The 21,238-nt window shown below is 48.7% G+C and carries 17 protein-coding genes and 2 pseudogenes; 11 read left to right on the top strand and 8 right to left on the bottom strand.

Annotated features, from left to right (window positions below):
* Positions 1-85: 85 nt before the first annotated feature.
* Together NED97_RS07145 and NED97_RS07140 are read left to right on the top strand one after the other, a co-directional pair.
* The gene (locus tag NED97_RS07145) at positions 86-1,840 is read left to right on the top strand and encodes a DEAD/DEAH box helicase (RefSeq protein WP_252490023.1); all 1,755 of its coding nucleotides are present in this window, start codon (positions 86-88) and stop codon (positions 1,838-1,840) included.
* Complete coding sequence (locus NED97_RS07140; RefSeq protein WP_252490022.1) at positions 1,833-2,999, top strand: V-type ATP synthase subunit I domain-containing protein; 1,167 nt, start codon at positions 1,833-1,835, stop codon at positions 2,997-2,999. The genes NED97_RS07145 and NED97_RS07140 overlap by 8 nt, the downstream gene beginning before the upstream one ends.
* A gap of 283 nt (positions 3,000-3,282) precedes the next feature.
* Here the strand turns inward: NED97_RS07140 and NED97_RS07135 are convergent, their stop codons facing one another.
* Positions 3,283-4,584 carry a Cdc6/Cdc18 family protein gene (locus NED97_RS07135; RefSeq protein ID WP_252490021.1) on the bottom strand — a complete coding sequence of 434 codons (1,302 nt, stop codon included), beginning with the start codon at positions 4,582-4,584 and terminating at the stop codon, positions 3,283-3,285.
* A 2,354-nt stretch (positions 4,585-6,938) separates the two neighbouring features.
* On the opposite strand from NED97_RS07135, the gene NED97_RS07130 reads away from it, so the two are divergent.
* Positions 6,939-7,346 carry a hypothetical protein gene (locus NED97_RS07130; protein ID WP_252490020.1) on the top strand — a complete coding sequence of 136 codons (408 nt, stop codon included), beginning with the start codon at positions 6,939-6,941 and terminating at the stop codon, positions 7,344-7,346.
* 163 nt (positions 7,347-7,509) lie between these two features.
* On the opposite strand, the gene NED97_RS07125 is transcribed toward NED97_RS07130, so the two are convergent.
* The 3 genes from NED97_RS07125 to NED97_RS07115 are packed head-to-tail and all read right to left on the bottom strand — an operon-like array spanning position 7,510 to position 10,266.
* Complete coding sequence (locus tag NED97_RS07125) at positions 7,510-8,097, bottom strand: 7-cyano-7-deazaguanine synthase (protein WP_252490019.1); 588 nt, start codon at positions 8,095-8,097, stop codon at positions 7,510-7,512.
* Positions 8,090-9,310: a PfkB family carbohydrate kinase gene (locus tag NED97_RS07120; RefSeq protein ID WP_252490018.1), complete on the bottom strand. Its 1,221-nt coding sequence runs from the start codon at positions 9,308-9,310 to the stop codon at positions 8,090-8,092. The genes NED97_RS07125 and NED97_RS07120 overlap by 8 nt, the downstream gene beginning before the upstream one ends.
* The gene (locus NED97_RS07115) at positions 9,307-10,266 is read right to left on the bottom strand and encodes a hypothetical protein (RefSeq protein WP_252490017.1); all 960 of its coding nucleotides are present in this window, start codon (positions 10,264-10,266) and stop codon (positions 9,307-9,309) included. Before NED97_RS07115 ends, NED97_RS07120 begins: the two co-directional genes overlap by 4 nt.
* Positions 10,267-10,676: 410 nt before the next feature.
* Between NED97_RS07115 and NED97_RS07110 the strand changes: the two genes are divergently transcribed.
* Together NED97_RS07110 and NED97_RS07105 are read left to right on the top strand one after the other, a co-directional pair.
* Complete coding sequence (locus NED97_RS07110; RefSeq protein ID WP_252490016.1) at positions 10,677-10,865, top strand: hypothetical protein; 189 nt, start codon at positions 10,677-10,679, stop codon at positions 10,863-10,865.
* Positions 10,862-11,551 (top strand): serine integrase family protein, encoded by a 690-nt coding sequence (locus tag NED97_RS07105; RefSeq protein WP_252490015.1) that lies wholly within the window; start codon positions 10,862-10,864, stop codon positions 11,549-11,551. The genes NED97_RS07110 and NED97_RS07105 overlap by 4 nt, the downstream gene beginning before the upstream one ends.
* Positions 11,552-12,507: 956 nt before the next feature.
* On the opposite strand, the gene NED97_RS07100 is transcribed toward NED97_RS07105, so the two are convergent.
* The 3 genes from NED97_RS07100 to NED97_RS07090 all read right to left on the bottom strand — a co-directional run bounded on the left by NED97_RS07100 (position 12,508) and on the right by NED97_RS07090 (position 13,768).
* Positions 12,508-12,894, bottom strand: coding sequence for a hypothetical protein (locus NED97_RS07100; protein WP_252490014.1), 387 nt, complete (start codon positions 12,892-12,894; stop codon positions 12,508-12,510).
* A 71-nt stretch (positions 12,895-12,965) separates the two neighbouring features.
* The gene (locus NED97_RS07095) at positions 12,966-13,385 is read right to left on the bottom strand and encodes a hypothetical protein (protein ID WP_252490013.1); all 420 of its coding nucleotides are present in this window, start codon (positions 13,383-13,385) and stop codon (positions 12,966-12,968) included.
* Positions 13,386-13,483: 98 nt separating this feature from the next.
* Entirely contained in the window at positions 13,484-13,768 is a 285-nt protein-coding gene (locus NED97_RS07090) for a hypothetical protein (RefSeq protein ID WP_252490012.1), read from the bottom strand.
* Positions 13,769-14,523: 755 nt separating this feature from the next.
* Here NED97_RS07090 and NED97_RS07085 point away from each other — a divergent pair.
* From NED97_RS07085 to NED97_RS07075, 3 genes and pseudogenes are all read left to right on the top strand, one after another.
* On the top strand, positions 14,524-14,805 hold the full coding sequence (locus tag NED97_RS07085) for a hypothetical protein (RefSeq protein ID WP_252490011.1): 282 nt from the start codon (positions 14,524-14,526) through the stop codon (positions 14,803-14,805).
* A 533-nt stretch (positions 14,806-15,338) separates the two neighbouring features.
* Positions 15,339-15,788, top strand: a pseudogene (locus NED97_RS07080) (heavy metal translocating P-type ATPase); the annotation flags it as partial.
* Positions 15,789-15,817: 29 nt separating this feature from the next.
* Positions 15,818-16,149, top strand: a pseudogene (locus tag NED97_RS07075) (SHOCT domain-containing protein).
* 522 nt (positions 16,150-16,671) lie between these two features.
* On the opposite strand, the gene NED97_RS07070 reads toward NED97_RS07075, so the two are convergent.
* A complete protein-coding gene (locus tag NED97_RS07070; protein ID WP_252490010.1) occupies positions 16,672-16,983 on the bottom strand; it encodes a hypothetical protein in 312 nt (103 codons plus the stop codon).
* Between the two features lie 574 nt (positions 16,984-17,557).
* Between NED97_RS07070 and NED97_RS07065 the strand changes: the two genes are divergently transcribed.
* Genes NED97_RS07065 through NED97_RS07055 form a run of 3 tightly spaced genes read left to right on the top strand, consistent with a single transcriptional unit; the run spans position 17,558 to position 20,535 of the window.
* Complete coding sequence (locus tag NED97_RS07065; RefSeq protein ID WP_252490009.1) at positions 17,558-18,679, top strand: hypothetical protein; 1,122 nt, start codon at positions 17,558-17,560, stop codon at positions 18,677-18,679.
* A 6-nt stretch (positions 18,680-18,685) separates the two neighbouring features.
* A complete protein-coding gene (locus tag NED97_RS07060; RefSeq protein WP_252490008.1) occupies positions 18,686-19,840 on the top strand; it encodes a hypothetical protein in 1,155 nt (384 codons plus the stop codon).
* Positions 19,841-19,845: 5 nt separating this feature from the next.
* Positions 19,846-20,535 (top strand): hypothetical protein, encoded by a 690-nt coding sequence (locus NED97_RS07055; protein ID WP_252490007.1) that lies wholly within the window; start codon positions 19,846-19,848, stop codon positions 20,533-20,535.
* Positions 20,536-21,238: the final 703 nt, after the last annotated feature.

Raw genomic sequence — 21,238 nt, 5'->3', positions numbered from 1 at the left:
GTCTGTTTTGTGAGTCTCGTAAGATGTACTGATCAGGGTTGTCGGTCACAAAACGTATTTCACGCATACTTGTCTCTACGAAAGTATGAGAGGCTACGACCTCGTCGATGTTGAGGTCTCACACGAGCCTGCGGACGATCTTCTCGACTCCCTATCTACCGACACTACCGATGGGAACCATCTACAGAGTATCCAGGCCGTTCGTCTTCAGGCGGGTCAGCCGGACTCTGAACTTCGGTCGCTGAAGGAGTTGGACGAAAACTCCGTCAAGCTACTCGAACATCAAGTGGATGCAGCCTACCGAGCCCTCTTCGAGATGGATGGGAAAGCCCTCCTTGCTGACGAGGTCGGACTTGGAAAGACCATTGAGGTCGGGATGATTCTCAAGGAGATGCATTTTCGGGACACGGATGAGTCCGTGCTCGTTCTCACGCCTGCACAACTGGCGAAACAGTGGCAGGCTGAGCTCCGTGAGAAGTTCGGCCTCGACTTTGTATGCAACTATGACGATGAGTTCGAGGATTTTGACGCACACGACTACATCATTGCGAGCATCGACACTGCGAAGAGTGAACGACACCGACAGACGGTACTTGACCGCAACTGGGACGTTTTGGTACTCGACGAGGCACACTACGTCAAGAACGAAGAGACAGACCGATATGCCCTGATCGACCGGCTCACGTACAACTACGCGTTCTTCCTGACGGCAACGCCAATCCAGAACGAATTAACGGACTTGTACAACGTCGTCTCGCTACTCCGCCCCGGCCTGTTCGGCACACGCGATGTCTTCCATCAGTACTTCGTGAACAGCAATCAGGAGACGCTGGTGAACCGAGACGAGCTACAGGAACGACTGAACAAGGTGATGATCCGGAACCGACGAGAAGACACGGATATTGACTTCACGGACCGAACTGTCGATACACGGACGTTCGATCCGACTCCAAAGGAACGTGAACTCTACCAAGCAGTCTCTGACTACGTCAAGGGTGCCTACAGCCAGAATCAGGGACAGAAGCTCGTGTTGATGCTCCTCCAGAAGGAGGTCGTTAGCAGCCCCGTAGCGCTCAAGAAAACAATCGAGAAACGACTCTATGAGCAATCTGAACTCACTCACGCGGACGAACTGGAGTCAATTCTGGACCTGATCGAAGATATCGATACGGTAACGAAACAGGAGCGACTCCTGGACATCGTCGAAGAGGCCCGCGACAATGTCGAGATGGGGCGCGTGATCGTCTTCACGCAGTTCCGAGCGACCCAACGACAGGTGCTCGACCGACTTGCCTCAGAGGGGTATACAGTTCACGCGTTCCATGGCGGGCACTCCAGTAGTGAGAAAGAGGAGATCGTGGAGAACTTCGAGGAGCAAGGAGGTATCCTCGTTTCAACCGATGCGATGAGTGAAGGACGCAATCTCCAGTTCTGTAATTTGCTGGTGAACATGGATTTACCGTGGAATCCGATGCGCGTTGAACAGCGGATCGGGCGTGTCCATCGTATCGGACAGAAACGAGATGTCTTCATTTTCAATATGGCACTGAAGGATACTGTTGAAGAATACGTGCTGGAGCGGCTCTACCATAAAATCGACTTGTTCCAACAGAGTGTGGGAGAACTGAGTTCAATCCTGAGTCGATTAGAAGAGTCCGGGACGAGTTTCGAAGACCAGATTTTCGAGCGACTGGTCAATGCTGATTCAGAAGTCGATTTGGAGAACGACTTCGATGCGATGGCCGTCGATTTACAGGAGCAACGCGAACTCGCTGACAAACTGGAGGAGTTCAACAGCGGTGTCTTCGAAGGCTTTGATCTGGGGGAAAGCGATGACTGATGCAGCCCTCGCGGTTACACAGTCCGCAGTCGAGGAATTTACCGAACGCTACTTAGAATCGCTTGGCGGTACTATCGAGAAACAAGGGGACAAATGGGAGGTTATCGTCCCCGAGAATGAGGACACGGGATTGCCAGCCGGGAAGATGTCGTTACTCACTGGCGACGACATCGATGAGGAGTTTACTGGAGAGCCTCTTCATCCGGAGAGTGAGTTTTTCCAGCGGATTCTCAGAGAAGCGAGTGAACGTCATCCCACGGGAAAGCTGACGATAGAAACCGATCAGGCCGAAGTAGAGATACCACAGTGGCTGGAGGGAAGCGATGTTGAAGTAAAGGAAACCCAATTCACACCATATTACGACCGAGCGGCGATTGTGGTGCTCTTCCGGGTGAGTATCGAGACCGTCAGTGAGTATCAGCAAGAGTTCCTTCGGGCCATCGCCATAGATGGTCACTCGGAACAGAGCCTTCCAGAGTTGGAAGAGACGTTTCTCCGAATGACGTCGATGACCACAGACAAGATATCTACTAACTCTCAATCGTCGTTTTCGGAAACAGACACTCGTTCACTTCTCGACACCGCTCAGAGTCAGCTAATGGAAAAGGTGCAGACCGAAATTGACGAAGTTCACAGAGAGGCATCCAGAGCTGCAGACGCAGAGGTCGAAGAGTACCGCGAGCTGCAACAACAACGTATCCAAGAGTTGGAAGAAGAACGTTCGAAGCTATCCTCGAAGATCGACGAACTGAGTGAAGCGATCAACGGTAGTGACCAAGATGACCGCGTAGAGGCACTTAAGGAGAGAAAAAAGCTGAAAGCAGAGTACGAGGAGATTGATTCGGAATTAAGAGACCTGCACGAGCAACGAGATCAGGGATATCCTCAGAAGCAGGAAGAGATCCGTAAGCGCCACGCGTTAGACGTTCGAGTGGCCCCTCTCACGGTAACGCAAGTAGAGTATGAGCGAGGAGAGATGGATATCGAATTGGCTGAGGAAGGAGTAATCCGAACAGTCACTGTCGGATATGGGAACGGTATCGGACCCACAGAAAACGCTCAATGTTCGTCTTGTGATCGAGAACTTACCGCAGAGAATCCTCTACAGACTATCAAAGATTCACTTCGGTGCCGAAGCTGTACTTCGTTTAACCCTTAAGAACAGAATTCAGTAAGAAGATGTAGTCAGTTCACAACTAGAGGTGAAGTTTGTCAGTGCTTATTGCAAACTGGTTAGTAGCTATGAGACCTCCAGTTGTAATCAGCAATTCAGACAGGAGGGAGACTATATGGGAATTGATGCGCTCGCTATCAATTCAGTGGAGAGAGAACAAGTTGTGTATATCTGTGTAGTTATTACTCCTCTTTATCGATTCGATATCTTGAATTGACGGATTTCGGTAAGTGGAAAGACGATAGGAGTTAAATGTACCAAAAACACATTAGAGAGAACGCATTGTAAAATGCTCAAGGTTTATGTTAAACTCTGCATCATTATTCAAATCTCCAACTGTTGCACCTTTTTGTTGAAGTATGCGCTCAAATTGTGGAGCTGTTACGACAGCTGCCTCTACAACCGGTTTTGGATGGGGTAATAGGTGGTATTCATACCATTTTCCTTTTCGCCTTCCAGTATTGTGTTCAGTGGATGTAACAAGATGATTGTCTTCCAAGGTGTGAATGTAATCCCGAACACGCCGTTTTGAAACAGGATCTAAATTAAACACCTCACAATCATCAATGTATTCCTTATATAATTTTTTAGAAGTAACTCTTTCCCCAGTAACAACGTTATCCACAGTAATCAAAACACAAAGTAACTGCTCTTGAATGCTCAGATTTTGAGTGAAGGTCAAAAACACCTCCAGCTCTTCCAATGCGTCTTTGGCTAACTCCACATGATCCTCTGTTACCTCTTTTTCGTCCAGTTGAGACGCGATATATCCAGATAGTTCAAGTAATTGTAAGGCTGTTTTTGCGCTACCAGTGAGTTGAGCTGCTATCGCCCCACATTTGGGTATAACACCTGAATTGAGTACGTCATCTACAAATGCTATATCTGCATGCAGTTCTAAGATATCGTTGAGATGTTGGGAGTCATGCGTATGGAATTTGATTTCCGCAACTTGTGCTCTACTAAGTAGCCTCTTTGCTGAATGATCTAGTAGAGCATCTCTGATTTTATTTTCATTAGAAAAACCAATAACTCCGAGTTCATTATCAGGAGATCCATATTCTGACCAGCTTGTCTCAAATTCGTAGAAAAGACACTCGCTTGGACTAAGGTGCTCCATATTCTCTACAAGAATATAATGTGGTGTATCCGATTTCTCTATTTGAGAGAATGCCGACGTTAAGAGAGTTTGCTCTGGATATCCTTCTTTGTATCTTTCCTCAGTTAGGCTGTTAGCAAGTTCAATATATATTTGATAAATTGTACTGTGTAATCTACAATCGATGGTCACTACATTGATTTCTTTATCAATCTCATCTCTAACGAGTCTTATCAAGTGTTTAACTACTGTACGCTTCCCTACACCTGGTCTTCCATATACAAATATATCCTTCATCTCCATTCCAGATACATATTCTTGGAAGGTAAACACGAGCTGCTGGAATTCCTCTTCAGGTTCAACAATCCTGTTTGGGATGAATCCCTCTGTGAATGGCTCTCTAGTTTCAAAGATATCCGCTAATGGATTCGGTTCCGTTTTGTGCGATCGAGTTCGGAAGGGTGTGTCCATTTGAAACTGTGTAGAAGAATGGTGTAGTAATTAATATACTTTTAGCTGAGTGAAGAACCCAAACATCATCCTAACGATGAGAGCGATAACCACCATCAAAATCACTGATCTATTGTGTTTACGAGATCCCTTGACAGACACTACTGAACTGATAGCCGATACTGTTTATGACCTGTTGAGAGATGGGGACCCCCACCCCCCTCATTTCGCGCGTAGTTAGTCTCGAAAGGGGGTGGGGGAGTGATTCACAGATGAGGAACTGAAAGCGAGCGATTATGAATTCTTGGAACCGGTAGGTACAGACGCTCTATGGAGATTATAGGTTAAATAGATCTTGTGCTTAGTGATTGATCCTACATGGTTCTGCGAGACATCTAATCCTAGTATGGAGTACTACTACTACTACTACTACTATCTAGAACGTTATTATATACTTTACTATACCGGGTGTTCTATCCCCTTTCAAGTTACGTTCTATTATCTGAATGTGGTTAAGAGCATCTAAGAGCACCATATGAATTTCCATCAGTTGATTGGTGCGATTTCTTTATATACATCTAACCCGAATCCAGATCACTACTGATCCTATATGCATTCCTCTACATCCTCAACTTAAGCAATATCTAAATGAGAGGAGAATGTGGTTGTCAAAACGCCTAATCACTCATGGTAGCTGGAGTAGTGGGTTACTCTTAGTCAAAAGAACGTCCGAAATGAGGGGGGTGGGGGTAGTCGTCAAAACACCTTATTTTATCCCAGGAGCGTACTCCAAGTTTTACACTACTTTGAGGTGACTACGGAGTCAATTATGTCCCTATCTACGTATTAGGAGATCTCAATCGGAACAGATCCATTTTCCCCGTTGAGTCTGCTTGTAGATAGTTCATGAATCGAAGTGCACTCATCTCCGGGACACCCCATTAAATTCCTCCCTCTAATCCCGTTCTTCTCCTCATCGTACACCCATTTTATTTCATTTGTACAATTCAAACACAGGTATTTGAATTCAATAGCGAGACTGTCGCCTTCTTCTTTATCGAGTCTCCGTGTATTGACTTCATGAATCTCGGTACATCCCTTGCCAGGACAACCTATCCTGGTACTTTCCTCAATTTGATGTGCGTCTTCATTGTATATCCAGACTACTTCTCGTGTGCACGTCTGACATGTGTACTCAAATTGTATTGGCATAAGTGGTGGTTGTGGAGTGCCGATCTTGGGCGAACACTCATGTCGACACAGTAGTTCATTGTTTTATATTTTACTGCAGTGATTTCACATTCTCTATCCATTAGTCCGGAAACAGATATGGACCACCCCTTGTTTGGAGTGAGATCGGATAATTCTAACTGAGCTATTTATAGCGTAGGACAGTTAATAACGTCCTTGATCAATCAAAATCCTATTCGAGTTCCACACAACAAGGTGCGCAGATTCCAAACGTAAATTGATCGCTGTCGGGCGTTTTTCAGCAAATGACTATCCTGACCACATTCCAAACGGAAATCCTGCATATAAGCGCATCTAATGTCGGCTTTTGAGTAAATAATGACTAGACGATGTGGAGATCTGCGCAGTCACCACACTGCGCAGAGGGTCACCACACAAGGATTCTGTGAGGTGCCGGCGCGCGTCGGCACTGTCGACAGGACTTTCTGCTGGCATAAACCTACGGAATTCGACTGGACAGTGTTTATTTATTTGCTAGTAAAGAAAGGGCTGGAGACCCCTATGTTGAAGACCTATAGCAGTAGTTGGCGGTGGATTTTTCGCCAAATAATGGTGTGGAAATTACGGCAAGTATAGTGTAGAAACTCAGTCTGTTGTCGGGAGGGAAAAGGGAATGTGAGACTTTAGTCGGGATTTGACCCGATTGACGACCCTCATGCCCCACTTGGCCGCTTTCGGTTTGATGCTATACCTCTCGTTAAGTCGTACTGCAATCTTTCTCAGCATTTGTTTTCCAATGTAGATGACCACCTCTTCAATACCGCCTGTGACCGCCACTTTGCCCAGGTTCAGCAGTACCTTCCCTACCGACTGGGTGTTGAGCCCATTCCCTTCTGGGGATTTGAACCCGTTTGCATCCCCTAGGTCGTGACGGACACAGATAGATCTATAAGATCTATTATCACTTTGGTTTTGTGGTTAATATACACACACGTTGTTACCGAACCATCCGCTTCAGTTTCAGATAGAATTCTAAATTACGAATCCATGCCACTATCTATTGATAGTGATTCACCAAAGCCTATCTCGACTATCGCCTGAACCTACTTAGCACATCAATTCACCCATTAGAGCCAGAGTGTGTCCACCGGAATACTGATGCAGCCATTCTGAAAGTGGACATTATGGGGTCCGATAATTTTAGCTCGGAGTTCAAGCAGTGGCGAATAGAGGAAATTGAGCGTGGGGGTGACGTTGACGTATCAATAGAGGTCGCTCTTGGTCTGTACGAGCACTACAACTGTATGGGTCGGTTTCGATTCCAGTACAACCGAAGTGAAGATGGAGCCGGTCCTATCTACATACCAGGACGATGGGGGAGTTCGTTTGACGACAAGGATGCGGATCGGGATAATCGAGCTGCCTTCGAAGCAGCACAGGCCGTTGCTGAGGCGACAGGAACACGTGTAGAGATGTACGTTCAGTCTCAAGAGTACCTCGACACCGTGTCCCGTGAGTCATTATCGGACCTAATCGGGGAAGTAGGGGAAGAGCGCGCACGGGAACTTCTAGAAGAAGAAACAGAAGAGTAGGGTATCGGCCGTTGATAGAAATATAGTAGCCACTGACAGTCAGTGCACACCCGATCGCACGAGTGCTGTACGATCGGTGTGTAAACAGTTTCAGTGGCTACTATAGTTTCGACGGTAGAAGGTACATTGGTGAACCCACTTAGTGGTCGTAACCGTGCGATATCTAGTAGATGCGAGTGAGAACACGTTGCCGTTTCTTGCAACTACCGCATTCGCCGCATGCGGCGTTCAATGCTGTACAAGAATGAGTCCACCCGAGGAGTGATTCAGGAGGGTTGGCTTCGCGTACAAACTCTTCTGTTGTTCTATCTATTGCCGGAGCTTCAACCCTGAGATCTCCTTCTTGAAAAGAGAGGAGAGAATCCATTAGCTCGAAAAACTCTTCCCGCCCATCAGCATGGTCTTGATCGTCGGCGACCGCACCGACTAACAATCGCTCTGCATCTCGACGAACGACATCCATTGCGACTAGCGTGATCACGAGTTGATTCCGGTATGGCCACCACTCCGGAGCATCACCGAGGTCAGTCTCCTGCTGGCCTGCCATTGTACCAGCACCTAAACTTCTACAATCCACATCGATGACCTCATGCTCAAGATTCAGCTGATCGGCAATTTGTGCTGAGGCTTGGATCTCTGCGTCCGCACAGCATTGCCCGTAATCAACAGTCACCGTAAGGTCCGGATTATGTGTATATGCAAGTGTAGCAGAATCGAGACCGCCGGATAATAATAGAACGGACTCAGGCATATGCCCTCCAGATTGCATTATAGATCGCTGATGACAGATCCTCATACACCTCACACCCAGAGCCGCAAAGCATGGTTTCACTGCTTGTATCGAAATCATTCGCATACCCGATAACTGGTGTCCCATCCTTCCGAGCATATCCCAACTCAAAGTGCGTTCCAGAATCCAAATGGTCCAATAACGCAAACACGAGATCTGCTCGCTCAATTGCATCTAAGTCTTGCTGTGCTACCTCCTCTGGACTATCGTAATCAGCAGCTCGACCAATATCATGGACGGGTGAAATTACGTTAGCTCCCTCGCCCTCCAAGAGGTGTTTGACTTCCTCAACAACGAACCGTTCGCCAATGTCGAAGAACGGTCCTGCCAGATAAACCGTCGGAGGAGTAGCGTTCGGTGAAATAAATGTTGATGAACCACTATTGGATACTGATTCACCGAGTTCTTTGGAAATCGGCAGATGCCGATGTCTACAGTAATACGCTGTCGCCTTTGAAGCGGTCATTGCAGCGTCTACGGCAGTTTCGCCGTTTTCGGCCCATTCCCCAGCAAAGACAGCAGTGAACACATCCCCACTTCCAATTCCCCAAATAGATTTCGTCTGAAAAACTGGGATTCGGGTTGTCATACTGGGTGTTCTAACGATTGCCCCTCTGGCTCCCCGCTTGAGGACGACCACGTCTGCGGCAGTAGTGCCTGTCATGAGTTCTGTAAAAATCGATTCTAAGTCGTCTTCTCCAGATAGTTGCGCAGCTTCGTCACAGTTCAGAACGAGAGCGAGTTCATCGGCAGTTGAGCCGTTCGCATGGAACGAGACAGGATCTGCTGATTGAGGGTCATAGACAACGCGCTCACCGGAAACAATTGCTGTCCCTTCAAGGAGCCCGAATCGTAGGATTGCGTCTCCACTAATTCCTGAAAGTTTACGATTATAGTTGGATGCCTCTGATGGAGAGAGCACGGGATTTGAGTGGTTATGCAGATAATCGAAGCTAACTGTCTCTGGAATTCCGGTTATGTGGACATCGAAGTCAAACGTGGCCGCGTAAGTTTCGAGTGTCTCTTTGTCGGCAGGCCCGATGTATGTGTGGAGTTGGTTACGAGAGGAGACGATGGTCTCAGTAGCTGCGGCTGCTCGTACACCTGACCCAAAGAAAGCTGTGTCAGGAGGAAACTGGCACAACTCGTGATAAGTGCCACCTGCGATAATCATTCGTCACTTGTGTCGCTCTGAATATTGACTTTGCAATACTCCGGTGTAACATCACGAACCTCTGCCTGGTATGACCGTCCTTGATCGATACACTCCTTAAAAAGTTGAGCCCATGGATCAGGAACGTCGCCAACTTTGGATCCGTCAGCGGTGACAATAACCACCTCTTCAGTCGTTGTTTCAACTGACAAGGGAAGCTCCGGATGAAGCTGATCCCGTACTGCAGTATTGATAGCGGTCAGATTGATGTCCTTGTGAAGCAGACACTTATTGGTTACTTGGACTTCGCATTTCCCACCATCGATGTCGAGAATCCGAGCCCGATACTGTCGGCCCTGTTCGATACACTCCTTCAATGTACTAACCCACGGTTCAGCGATAGCTCCGATGGTCCTTCCTCGTGAATCTACAACACAGACTGCCTTCTCTCGAAGACGTACTGAACAGATATCTCCCTCAACTGCATCTTCTAACGGTTCCGGGTTCGGCGAGTGGAGAAGAGCTGATTCTGCAATTAGACACTCGTCTTCTTCATCATCGGCCTCGTCATCCTCTTCGTCTTCTTCCTGATTATCGTCAGCCTCCTCATCGCCTCGCTCTTCTTCATGCTCCTCCCCACAATCTTCTTGATCACTTTTCTGCTCATCTTTTTTAGAGTCGGTATTTTCCTCTACAGACTCTGAATCATCCTCTTCAGACGTGACATCGGACCCTTCTCCGGGGCCAGCTACTGGTGCACCGCTACCTCCCCCACCACCAGTTGCTGGTAGACCTTCTGGAGTCGCTTCGTCATTTGTTCCATTTGACCCATCAGACTGATCTCCAGTCGTCTCCCCCTCAGAATCTGATTCAGGAGGAGGTACGCTATTAGATCCATCTTCATCAGAATTGTCAGAACCCTCTCCCGATCCGCCGCTATTAGACGGGCGATTGTAGCCGCCTCCTCCTCCACCCATAGTGTTGGCGTATTTGTATTAATGATAATTAAGTGTATCGTGGAGGGATTACAGAGCAGTTGGCTACCTTCAAACTAATCCCCAACCAACAAGTGAGCAAACTATCTGTTCCATCACTGGCTCTCCGATAACTATGCATCTGTAGTTGCTGTATCGCCTGACCAGATTTAATCATATATATATAAATGATGAAACTGTGCTACATCCACTGATACCAATACATGGTCGTTAAACAGTGTGGTTGTTTGACACCCCTCGATTTCTATTTTGCTGATGATCGTTTCATAGACCGGGGTAGCTGAAACACCTGAACAACCCACCTATCTTTTAAATAGATATAACACTCAGTATAACATGTAATAGAACATGACTGGAGACAACCGAAATCACCTCTTCAGAGGTGGAGAAGCATGAAGTTTACCACGAAGCTGTGGAAGCGTTCGCAAAACAGTTATGCTTCGACTGTCCCGAGAGAGATACTCGCAATCAAAGATGTTCCCGTAGAGTCAGACATCGAGGTTGAGTGGTCGATAAACCCGGAGAACGGAAAGGTCCAAGTAGAATTCACCGAAGCGGAAAACATGGGTGATAACCAGTGACCCGGGCACTCGCGTGGATTCGCAAGTCGAAAGGTAGCGATGATGACGTCGGTCTCAAACTGCAGCGTGAAAAAGTCCCGGCGCTCGCTGAGGAACTCGCTGACAACGTTCACACGCTCGACTTAGGCGTGCAGTCTGGGTTCAGCACACTCACCCGTGACGACCCGGATGGGCTTCTCGATCAACGTGACGACGTGAGAGAGACCGTTGATACGATTCGACGTGGTGAGTACGATCTACTCGTCGCGTGGGACGACCGACGGTTGTGCCGTGATGAGTACTTCAACGTGATCAAACACGCCGCCGTGCAGAGTAATTGCGAGTTCGCATACGTGAGCGACGACGTGCAAACCGACGACCTCGCATTCGACATTCACCGGCGTGTTGAACGACAAACGAAAGAAGAGGAGATTAAGAAAGCGAAGGCAGCGATTCGTGAACGGCAGCGGAATGGGTGCTACCAAGGATCGGTCCCGTTCGGTCTTACGTTCGCTGACGACAAGTGCCATCTAGAACGTCACGGTCCCGAATGGGAGATCGTTGAAGAGGTTATTGACCGCCGGGAGCGGGGAGAGTCCGTGCGTGCCGTCGCGGACGCAACCGGAGTACCTGCAGCAACAGTGTCACGGATTTCGAACCGCGGTGTCGAGTGGTACGACGAGACACTCTACGAGTATGGTCGTTGATCTCCGTTCCTGCAGTCGCACACACTCAGTTCCTTTTGGGTGGTTTTTGACCATTATACTATCCAGCCCTATTAGCCATAGAATAATCGTTAGAAGTCCTAAAAATGGGTTTTGGGGGACTCTCAGCCTAAATGACCGTTTGGAACCTGGTCTATACCGTGTTTTGCTTGAAAACGCTGTACGGCAACCAAATCACGTTTGGAATCTACGCACCCTCCTCTGAAGATGTTCAATCTACAGACAGAATATGACATGTTCTGAATTGTAATATTCGTTGGAAATCATGGCGATTCAATATCACAAATAGAATTGTCCGGATTGAAACATGCTCACTCCAAACGAGGGGTCCCTTCTCCGGTAAGATTCCATCGGAGAGTCGAATTAGGCCTATTTTATGTCTCAAACAGTGATGAGATACTAATGTATAGAAAATTACAATCTATTCTCGGAATATACCTGACTGTAGTTTGTGCTATCTATTCTATATATGGGCCTAATTTCCGCTGCAGACTAAAGACAACCACTTCATTGGTTACAGGGCCACTCCGCAGATTCCAAACGGAGAGCCATAACTCACTCATCATTTGTGGGCCGGATTAGGGCCCAATCCACACGGACAAACGATTAACATCTGATGCGACGAAGCAGAAGTATGAGTGACGACTCGTTCTGGAATGGCTTTTCAGCTGTTGATGTACTCCGTATGCAGTAACTCTTGGCGACAGATACCGTGTCGCTCACGAACACGAGTTCGCCGTCCGAACGGAACGATGAGTAAGAGCTCCGCGAGCAATTACCGAAACTTCGAGATCGGGGTTTGGTCGAGGACGAGGATAGTGAGTGGAGAATCTCGAAGTGTGGTGTCGAGAGTCTCAAGGAGACCAATCAGTTTGAGTAAGTCAGAATTTTGCATGACTTTTACTCAGCTGAGTTATCGAGTGAATGATGTCTATTCACTACGGTTCTAGAATTGTTGTTGATGCTATCACGCGCCCATTGTCAGTCATGAGCGGGTCGATCTCACCCTTGACGTTTTTCGCCGTGCACAAAACGTCGCAGTACAGGTCTGCCGCGGCCTTTTCCTCGCCCATGATCGTGACGAACGACGCCCACCCGAGGTCTTGAGTCGCTTCGATCGTAGTGTGTTCACCCGTTAACGGGTTGCACGTCGTGTGGATTCTAACTTCTTCACCGCTCCACACGTGTACACCAGGTAGTTCCACACCTTCGAGTTCGGTTGGTAACTCGACTCCGGAGTATTCAAGACCGTGCTTGTCCAGGAGTTTCTGAAACGTTTCTTTGGTCCCAAAGTCGGTTAAGTCTAATTCAGCTTTTGCGTTCATAGTTGAATCTTTGCTGGCTAGTTGTTGACGGTAGCCTTGCCCAGGAGTTGAACCAATGGAGGTGCCACCGCTCAGGGTTGCTGCTCATCATTGTCAGTGATTTCAACGCGCGCTACCTCTCTGTCAATCCGATCGAGCATGACATCGGTCACGACGCGTTTGCGGACTTCGCGTCGCCACGCAGCGACGCTTCGTGCGTGGATTTCGTCCACGTCTCTTGAGGACGGGTTCATCTCGGCGAGTTCCGTGCTAATTTTGTCGCGTGTCGGCGGTACGCCCCATATTGCACTGTCTCGCACGAATGCGGTCGGAGCGATCAACGCTTCGTCAGTTGGGTCGAAGGGTTCGTTCGGATCGTATACGACGAGTTCAGCGGTCGCATAGCATGTCCCGTTCCATTGGATATTGAAAAAGTATTTTTCGCCGTCAAGCGTTGCGTTGAGTTGGAGCGCGGCGATGATGTCGTCGGGATCAATGCCGATCGTGCGCATTGGCTCAGTCTCGTTTCGGTCTGTGATTGTGTGCATAGTCTGTGGTTCCAGCAGCGGAAGCCCATCCGAGGTAACACTCCCAGTTATGCCAACGCGGGTTACTTTTTGACGACGAACGGGGTGCCGTATTCGAACGCAGTGCCGACGCCACTCCCGAGATGGGAGGGGCACTCGTCCCACATCATTTCACAGACGACACTATACGGCACGTCGTAGTAGTCAGCTACTGCGTTGAGTTCGGCGTTTGCCCCGCAGAACACGACGAGTTTGTCGTTTTCAAACACGACATCATAGTTGTCACGGAAATCGGTAAAGTGCTCCCGATTGAGTTCGTGGATTTCCTTTAGAGTGGTCGCATTGAGTGTGGTTTCGGTTGTTGTCATTGTTGGCACTCTTTGCTCCCCCGCCCCCAATTAAGTAACCTGGGTGTCTAAATTACACTTCTAAAGATTTGTTTTTCAGGTGTTCTTTCCATCACGTCTCATAGGATCGTAGAACATCAATCAAGAAATGAACGAACATGATGAGCCGCGCGACGGCGTACGAGTCACGCCTTGAATCATTAGAGATTATATTGGGTGAGTCCACACCGTTACTTCATTCTCTTCGTACGTATCGAAGAGTTGTTAGAGTATTGAACCCTGACGTTAGATACGAGAGATATTCCACACGACTACGTGGTCAATTTCTCCGCTCTTAGTGCCGTCAAGTAGGTCAGTGAATTATTGGTGATTTTGATTCGTTACGGTACACTGACGAGGAACATTCGCTTGTATCTGGCTCTTGGTACAGGACCATGGTACTAGAGCACGGATCTGTACCGTGGTACAGAAACTTGGTACACTATCCTGGTACTGATCCGAGTGCCAGTACCGTGTCATGGATACATGGCACACCACCACGATACTGCTCCGTGGTACCGTTATTCACTGTCACCGTACACAATGATTCACTCGTCCGCACTACGAGTGTATCTCGCGTAAGTGGCTGGTAATCAATCTACGATAGATTAGGTGCGTTAAGACGGTACTTGGCCATCCGACTCGGACTCCAGCAGAACTCACTACCGATCTTATATCCAATTATTCCTGAAAGTCTATATTGTTATAATCCCAATTGCATTGGTAGGGGGTAGAATATGGGAAAAGCATTCGGTTACGAAAGAGGACTCGTGAAATACATCATCAAAACACCGCTAACCGTAGTGGGTTTTATTTCGATGTACCTTTTTGGGGGAGGTATTCTGTCATTCCTAACTGGGCTTACACATCTATTCGGGGAGGGTGATGTCCTTGAAGCAGTGCTGTTCTACTTCATTTCAGAATACCTTCCACCAACCTCGATCGAGGAGGTTCTGATTCAGGCGTTTATCGGATCGTTTGTTGCTGGAATTCTATGGTATATGAATACACCACGGTAAACGAACCCCAACAGATTCCGCTATCAGTCTATTGTTTATTGTGGAATACGTTATTCGTATTTGATAGCTCTATTGAGGTTCACACTGGCAAGGAGATCGGACTTCGATAGATGATCGAACTAGAGCCTACAGCGCACCTCCATTTGACACACGATAATCGTCGGATAGGGCAGCGATTATCGGTCGAACAGGCCTGATTTTGCTTTCGTTTGATGGTCGAACAAGGGAGTGGTTTCCACAGGGATTCGCGTACAGCCAAACTGGCCGTATTCGAGAAAACAAATCACCGCTTGAATATTCATCGAACGAAGCAGCGACGCAGAACGGGTTCTTACAGTGAAACAGTGCTTGGGTCTCGAATCGATGACTACCAAGATTTTGACGGAGTCACTCACTTGTCAGTGATGGGTGCTAAACTCTGAGAGCAGGCCCCCTTCGATGACGGATGCGAGGCCGTTACGCAGCCCAGCCATCCCACGAAGAGCACCAAAGTACACACGATCAACACCGATGGTCATGACGGTCACGGCGGGATGCACGAAGGCCACGAGCAGATGTTCCAGCGGCGATTTTCCGTCTCGACGCTGCTCTCAATTCCCGTCCTCTTATACAGCCCGATGCTCCAGAATTGTCTGGGCTTCTCTGTCCCGGCGTTCTCCGGCAGCGAATGGATCAACACTGTCTTCGCAGTGATTGTGTTCGCTTACGGTGGGATACCCTTCTTGGAGATGGCCGTCCCGGAAGTGCGAGATCACTCGCCGGGGATGATGACACTCATCTCCATGGCAATCAGCGTGGCGTTCGTCTACAGTTTGGCGACCCTCGTCTTCCCCTCACAGACCGCGTTCTTTTGAGAGCTCGTGACTTTGATCGACATCATGCTGCTCGGGCACTGGATCGAGATGCGCAGCGTTCATCGCGCATCCAGTGCGCTCGACGAACTGGCGAAGCTGATTCCGGATACTGCTGAACACATCACTGAGAGTAACATCAGGGCGACTCGCTCCTTCGAATAGTCCTCATCGTACTCGCTGTCATCGTGCTCGTTCCCCTGTTGATGATGGTGTTTGCGATGCCGATGATGGGAATGATGGGGTGGTGGAGTGGCGGCTCAGGTATGGGAGTTTCACCGATTTGGGGCCTCGGAATGAGGCTTCTTTTTTCCTCGTCCTACTCGGTATCGGATACTTACTGTACCGTGGTCTTGTGGGCGGTCAGGTTCTCGGACACGATCGTGCGCTCGAAGAGTTGCGAACAGCGTATGCCCGCGGGGACCTGACTGACGAGGAGTTCGAGCAACGGCGACAGCGCCTGCAGAGAGACCAAGAGTATCCGTATATGTAATCTCCGAGATTCCGTAGACCTGTAACTCCCGTTGCTGGTAACTCTGTTTGCTGACCGCCTTTGGAGCGGAACAAGACAGTAGGTGCTGGCGAGCATACGTTGCATATGGCTGACGAACACCACGATTCTGGGCATGGGACGAATGATCGCGGCCACGACGCTCCTCACGGCTACACTGACGCAGGTAGTCACGCGCTCCCCGGTGGCCTCACTGTCGCAGCGGAAGGACTCCAACTTGAGGCGTCCGAGACGCGAGTCGAGTCAGGGGAGACCCACAAGTGGACGTACCAAATTCACACGGAGGATGGAAACGTAGTCACTGCGTTCGAAGAGACGCACGATCAACTCGCTCACTTGATTCTTGTCCGTCGTGACCTTACTCGGTTCCAGCATCTCCACCCGACACTTGCCAATGATGGGACGTGGTCCGCCGAGTTTGTCCTTCCGGATCCTGGCGTCTATCGGGCATTCGTTGACGTACTCGTGGATGGTCAGCCGACAACACTCGGCGTAGACGTACTGTCATCGGGTCCGGCCCAGTACGAAGACCGTCCGCAAACCACGCGCGAGGCTGTGGTCGAGGGGTACACTGTCGAACTCACTCCGGAGCAGATCCCCGCTGGCGAGACTGTTAGTATCGAGTTCGAAGTGCGCGGAGACGATGGTGGCGCTCGCCTCGACCCCTACCTCGGTGCACTCGGTCACCTCGTCGCGCTTCGGGACGGAGACCTCGGGTATCTCCACGTCCACCCTGAAGAGACGGATCCGGAGGATGGAGTCGTTCGATTCGCTGTCCGATTCCCTACTTCCGGTCGATACCGCCTCTTCCTCCAAACGAAACCCGACGGGGAACTGATTACGACGTCTTTCGACGTGCAAGTCGGAGAACGATAGCCTCGTTCAGAACTCCCTAGCGCTACTCCATTGGTCGTCAGAGATTCGCACGCGATATCCTGTATAGAAAGCACAGACGTGCGATTTGGTTGTTAGAAACGGTGATTTTGAGACGGTCGAATTTGGACGCCTCACGCCTGAAAGGTCGATTTGTTCAACAGTCGAACCGGTACCTGCAGATCCAGATACGCAAATACGATTCTGGTCAGAAATGAGCCGGCGCACACCACGTTTAGCGTAGTGTATGGGCAGCAGAGATGGTTCGTAAATACACCACGCTAAGCGAACTCCAGTAGAGTCCGCTATCAGTCTCGTATTTCACTTCCGATCCGGTTCACCCAGTTATATCCATTTCCGCATTAGAGTCTAACACATGAGATCTGCGAGTCAATCCAGGTGGGGTAGTTCGGGTACAACATCGTAGGCAACCGTAGAAGGAAAGATACATTAAACAACCCGTCAGAAAATCATAAAGCAACCAACCTGACGCTCGCGCTCACCACGAAGAGAAAGGATGGAAAAATCAGGAACACTGCTCGATTTCGCACAGATCGATACGCTCTCCAAATTGTCGCAATATACCGAGCAGCGGGTACAACGTGAAGACGACCCCGTTAGAGCAATTACCTTCGTCTCAGAACGATCTCCAGTCAAAATCTTCAATGAATTTGAGCCAGATGGGTTCCGTATTGAGATTGAAGATCAAGGCGAGTTCGTTACTGCTTCTCTTACACGACGGCTAAAGGGTCAGGGAGAAGAATACGACGAAGATGGATACCGCTATGTCAACGGTGAATTCTACCTCTTCTCACACACCAACCCAGAGGTCTATACTGCATACACAATCTCTGACAACGATTTCTACCAATACGGACTCAAGCGCTACCTCCAGGCTCTCCCACCAGAACTGACTCTGTCCTTCATAGACAGCAGTGACCTTCGGCGTCTATTCGAAGCACTGGATGATAGTATCGATGGACAACTTATTGCTACGCGAGCGGTTATCAAGTCCCCTGGAGCAAACACTGATGTTCGGTATTTTGATGACACCGACTACTTCGAGGTATTCAATTCACCCGAAGTCAACGAAGAGGCCTACTACGTAGATAAACTGGAATTTGAAGTCAGGCAATCATCCCGCGAATTCAGCGGACAAGTTTCTCGAAAGGGTGAATCCCGCTTCGTTGATGGTGAAAGTGTAATTTACTTTCAGCTCTTGCTGGAAAACATTGCGTCACTCATTTCTGACAAGAGTGACCTATTCTCTAACCGATCTCGGAAATACGGTTCCAGAGAGGCCGAACCCATACAAATCACCTACCGGGAGGGGGCGATTGAAGGCCGTGAAGAGAATTACCGGTTAATCCGCGCACTAGACGGCCTGAGCAAATCCTCTGTCACTGTATATCATGACAATCCATACATGCATGCGTCCGTTCTTGATTTCAACGACGGGACCTCAGCTGACGTGTTCCTCACCTCCGACAGCAATGTCTCCATCATTCCAGGCTTCAACGCCTCCCAACAGGCTCTCTCCCGAATTACAGACCAAATTCTTGAGGGATTCCGCGAAGGAGAAATATCCGTCGGACGCGGATCTAAACGCGATTTTGACGATTATTTCTCAGAGGGGTAGACACGCATGGGTGAGGAAGAGTACCGGGAGTGCGTTGAAAGCACATTTGAAAACTTTCGAGCCTATGACCAATACGTTGACGTAGTGTCCTGTTGGGAACATTTCCTCATTGAGCAGTACGATATCAACGACACGTTCGAATTTGACCGATTCCCAGCGTATTACCCCAACGATTCAGATGAGCCAATAGAACCAAGCTTCTCAGTACTGTTCAATGAAGACTATGGCATCGTATTTGACGTGAACCAACAGCTACCATCAGTAGAGACCAAATTTGAATCGAAACTCCGCGAGCTGGAACGATACGACCAGGACTTGCAGTTCCACACCGGAAACGGTGGGTCAACCGTTCCTCCACAGCATGATATTGTGCTGTTAATTCATGGGGATAACTTCCAAACCGAAAAGCTTCGTATCAAGAAAGCGCTTGAGAGCGATAAGTTGAGTATCAATTCAAATCTGGTGTTGCTGAGCTACAAGTATATTGACCAAGATACCAATCCAAAGTACCAGTTCCAAAGGGCCTCAATGGTTGGGGACAATTTCCGAGATGACCCCCTACCCGATAGGCTTCAGATGAGCACACGTATGTCGATGGAAGGAGGCACGTTCGAGAACGTCGATATTCCGTCCGCGGTCTTCTATGATCGGAAGGCGACCGGGGTATTATTCAATAGTGAGCCTCCGTCACTGTATCTCGCGTGTTATATTTGGCACACAGTCCTATACGACCTTCTGGACGATGACCAGCGAATCATATGGCAACGAAGGGATCCAACCAAGACTCTTGATCTTGTCGTCGATGTAAATGACCTTACTGAGCGTCTGAATCATGATTACATTCCCGGTGGAGGTGTGCATGAGGGATGGGTGACCAATACGTTGGAGTACATGTGTGTTGCAGAAACTGCCGAGAAAATTTCCGAGGGTGAGTACTACATAAAATTCCGAAATCTTCGAGACAAGCGCAGAGAATATAACGACGCACTTAGCGACCGAAGTGAACACTCTGATTTAGCTCACCTCTTTGCCGAATGGCACTGTGAAAATACTGTTGAAATGGAGGACAGGGAACTCCAAGAATTGGTGAAAGCAGATACATCGAACGGCCCTGACGAGCCTCGAAAAGATCTTACACAACCTGAACTTGGAGAATTCTAATACTAATGGGAGAGGACGCTGAAGTTCTAATACAAGCGGAAAATGACATTGAGATTGTAGAAAAGAGTGAACTCTCAGCGAAGGAGGATCTAGCTGACCGCTATCAGGATATGCTAGATAGCCAGTTGTCTGCAATTGAGAATTTTGACACGAAGGCTTGGAGGGTTGCGCGGTTAGTCGGTATTCTCTTAGGGGTGCTTTTCACTGGTATATCAGTCTTCTCAGCCGACGTAACTGTACAACTGACCGTAGAACATCTCCCTGTGATCGTTGCGGTAAGTGTGGGGATCTCGGCGCTGGTTGTGTCGCTTATTTTTGCTGCACTGTGTATTCTAAGTACGACGGCTGGATTCGGTCTCAGGGTTGAACTCGCAGATGCTCTAAATGAAGGTAACATTGATGATGAGGACTACCCTGGACTAGTTACAAAGAGTTACTCAAAGAACATCAAGAACAATATCAAGGTAATGCGAGCAAAGGGCCGACGTCTTCGGTATGCTCTTTCGGCACTGGTTGTTGGTGTTCTCACTCTCTCAATTGGTGGTATTCTCCTATTCGTGACGCTTGCGTATTGGGTTCAAGTCGCCCTTCTCGTCGTTGTTGGGGTGTTAATCATAGGTGGCCTACACTACATATTGACGATGCAATATTCGGTACTAAAGGACAGCGAAAATAATGGTGAAGATGACGAGTAACGGTTGTATGGCTTAATATTCTACGAGACTGGTCTTGAGATGTCTTTAAATATTGCTCAGATAATCTCTTCTCACCTCCATAGCCTCCGATTCGGAAATTTCTGAGTAGTGGGCGTCTAGTATAGATGGTGATACATCCGTTTTGTCGGACGCTACGGCTACAGGTACGCCTTCACGGAGGTGATGCGTGATTGAGCCTCGTCGAATTGGGTGCGTCGATACGCTACTCGGGCACGTTGATGCATCCTCCCAGTTATTACTCTCACACGTATCCGGATCTCGCCCGTGTGGGCACTGCAGGTTTACTCTACACGGGCATGTCCAAAAATAGGCGTTCGCCCGAACAGATTGGCATGATCGACGACCGAATTCCGTGCTGAATAGCGGTCGTCGTCCGTGTTCATCTGTCACATCGTACCTGTACTCGTCGATATAATCATCGAGAATACGGCACGTCCGCTCTTTGATTGCAACGAGACGATTCGCGTCATTGCCGTTTTTCAAGGGTGTTCCAGTCTTCGGCCGATGCCGGATTCTAAGGCATTGTTGATCTCGACGATAATCATCCAGATCTAATGCTCTGAGTGTTCCTGAACGGATACCCGTCTCCCAAAAAATGCGCAGCATACTATGTGGGGTGGTCGCATACTCAAACTTACTTAAGTGTGAAAGAAGCTCCTCAGCATGATCCGTATCGAGCATT

The organism is Natronococcus sp. CG52, assembly GCF_023913515.1.
GTDB classification, from domain to species: domain Archaea; phylum Halobacteriota; class Halobacteria; order Halobacteriales; family Natrialbaceae; genus Natronococcus; species Natronococcus zhouii.
Note: the sequence above shows the minus strand (reverse complement) of the source record. Positions and strands in the feature narration are given on the sequence as shown.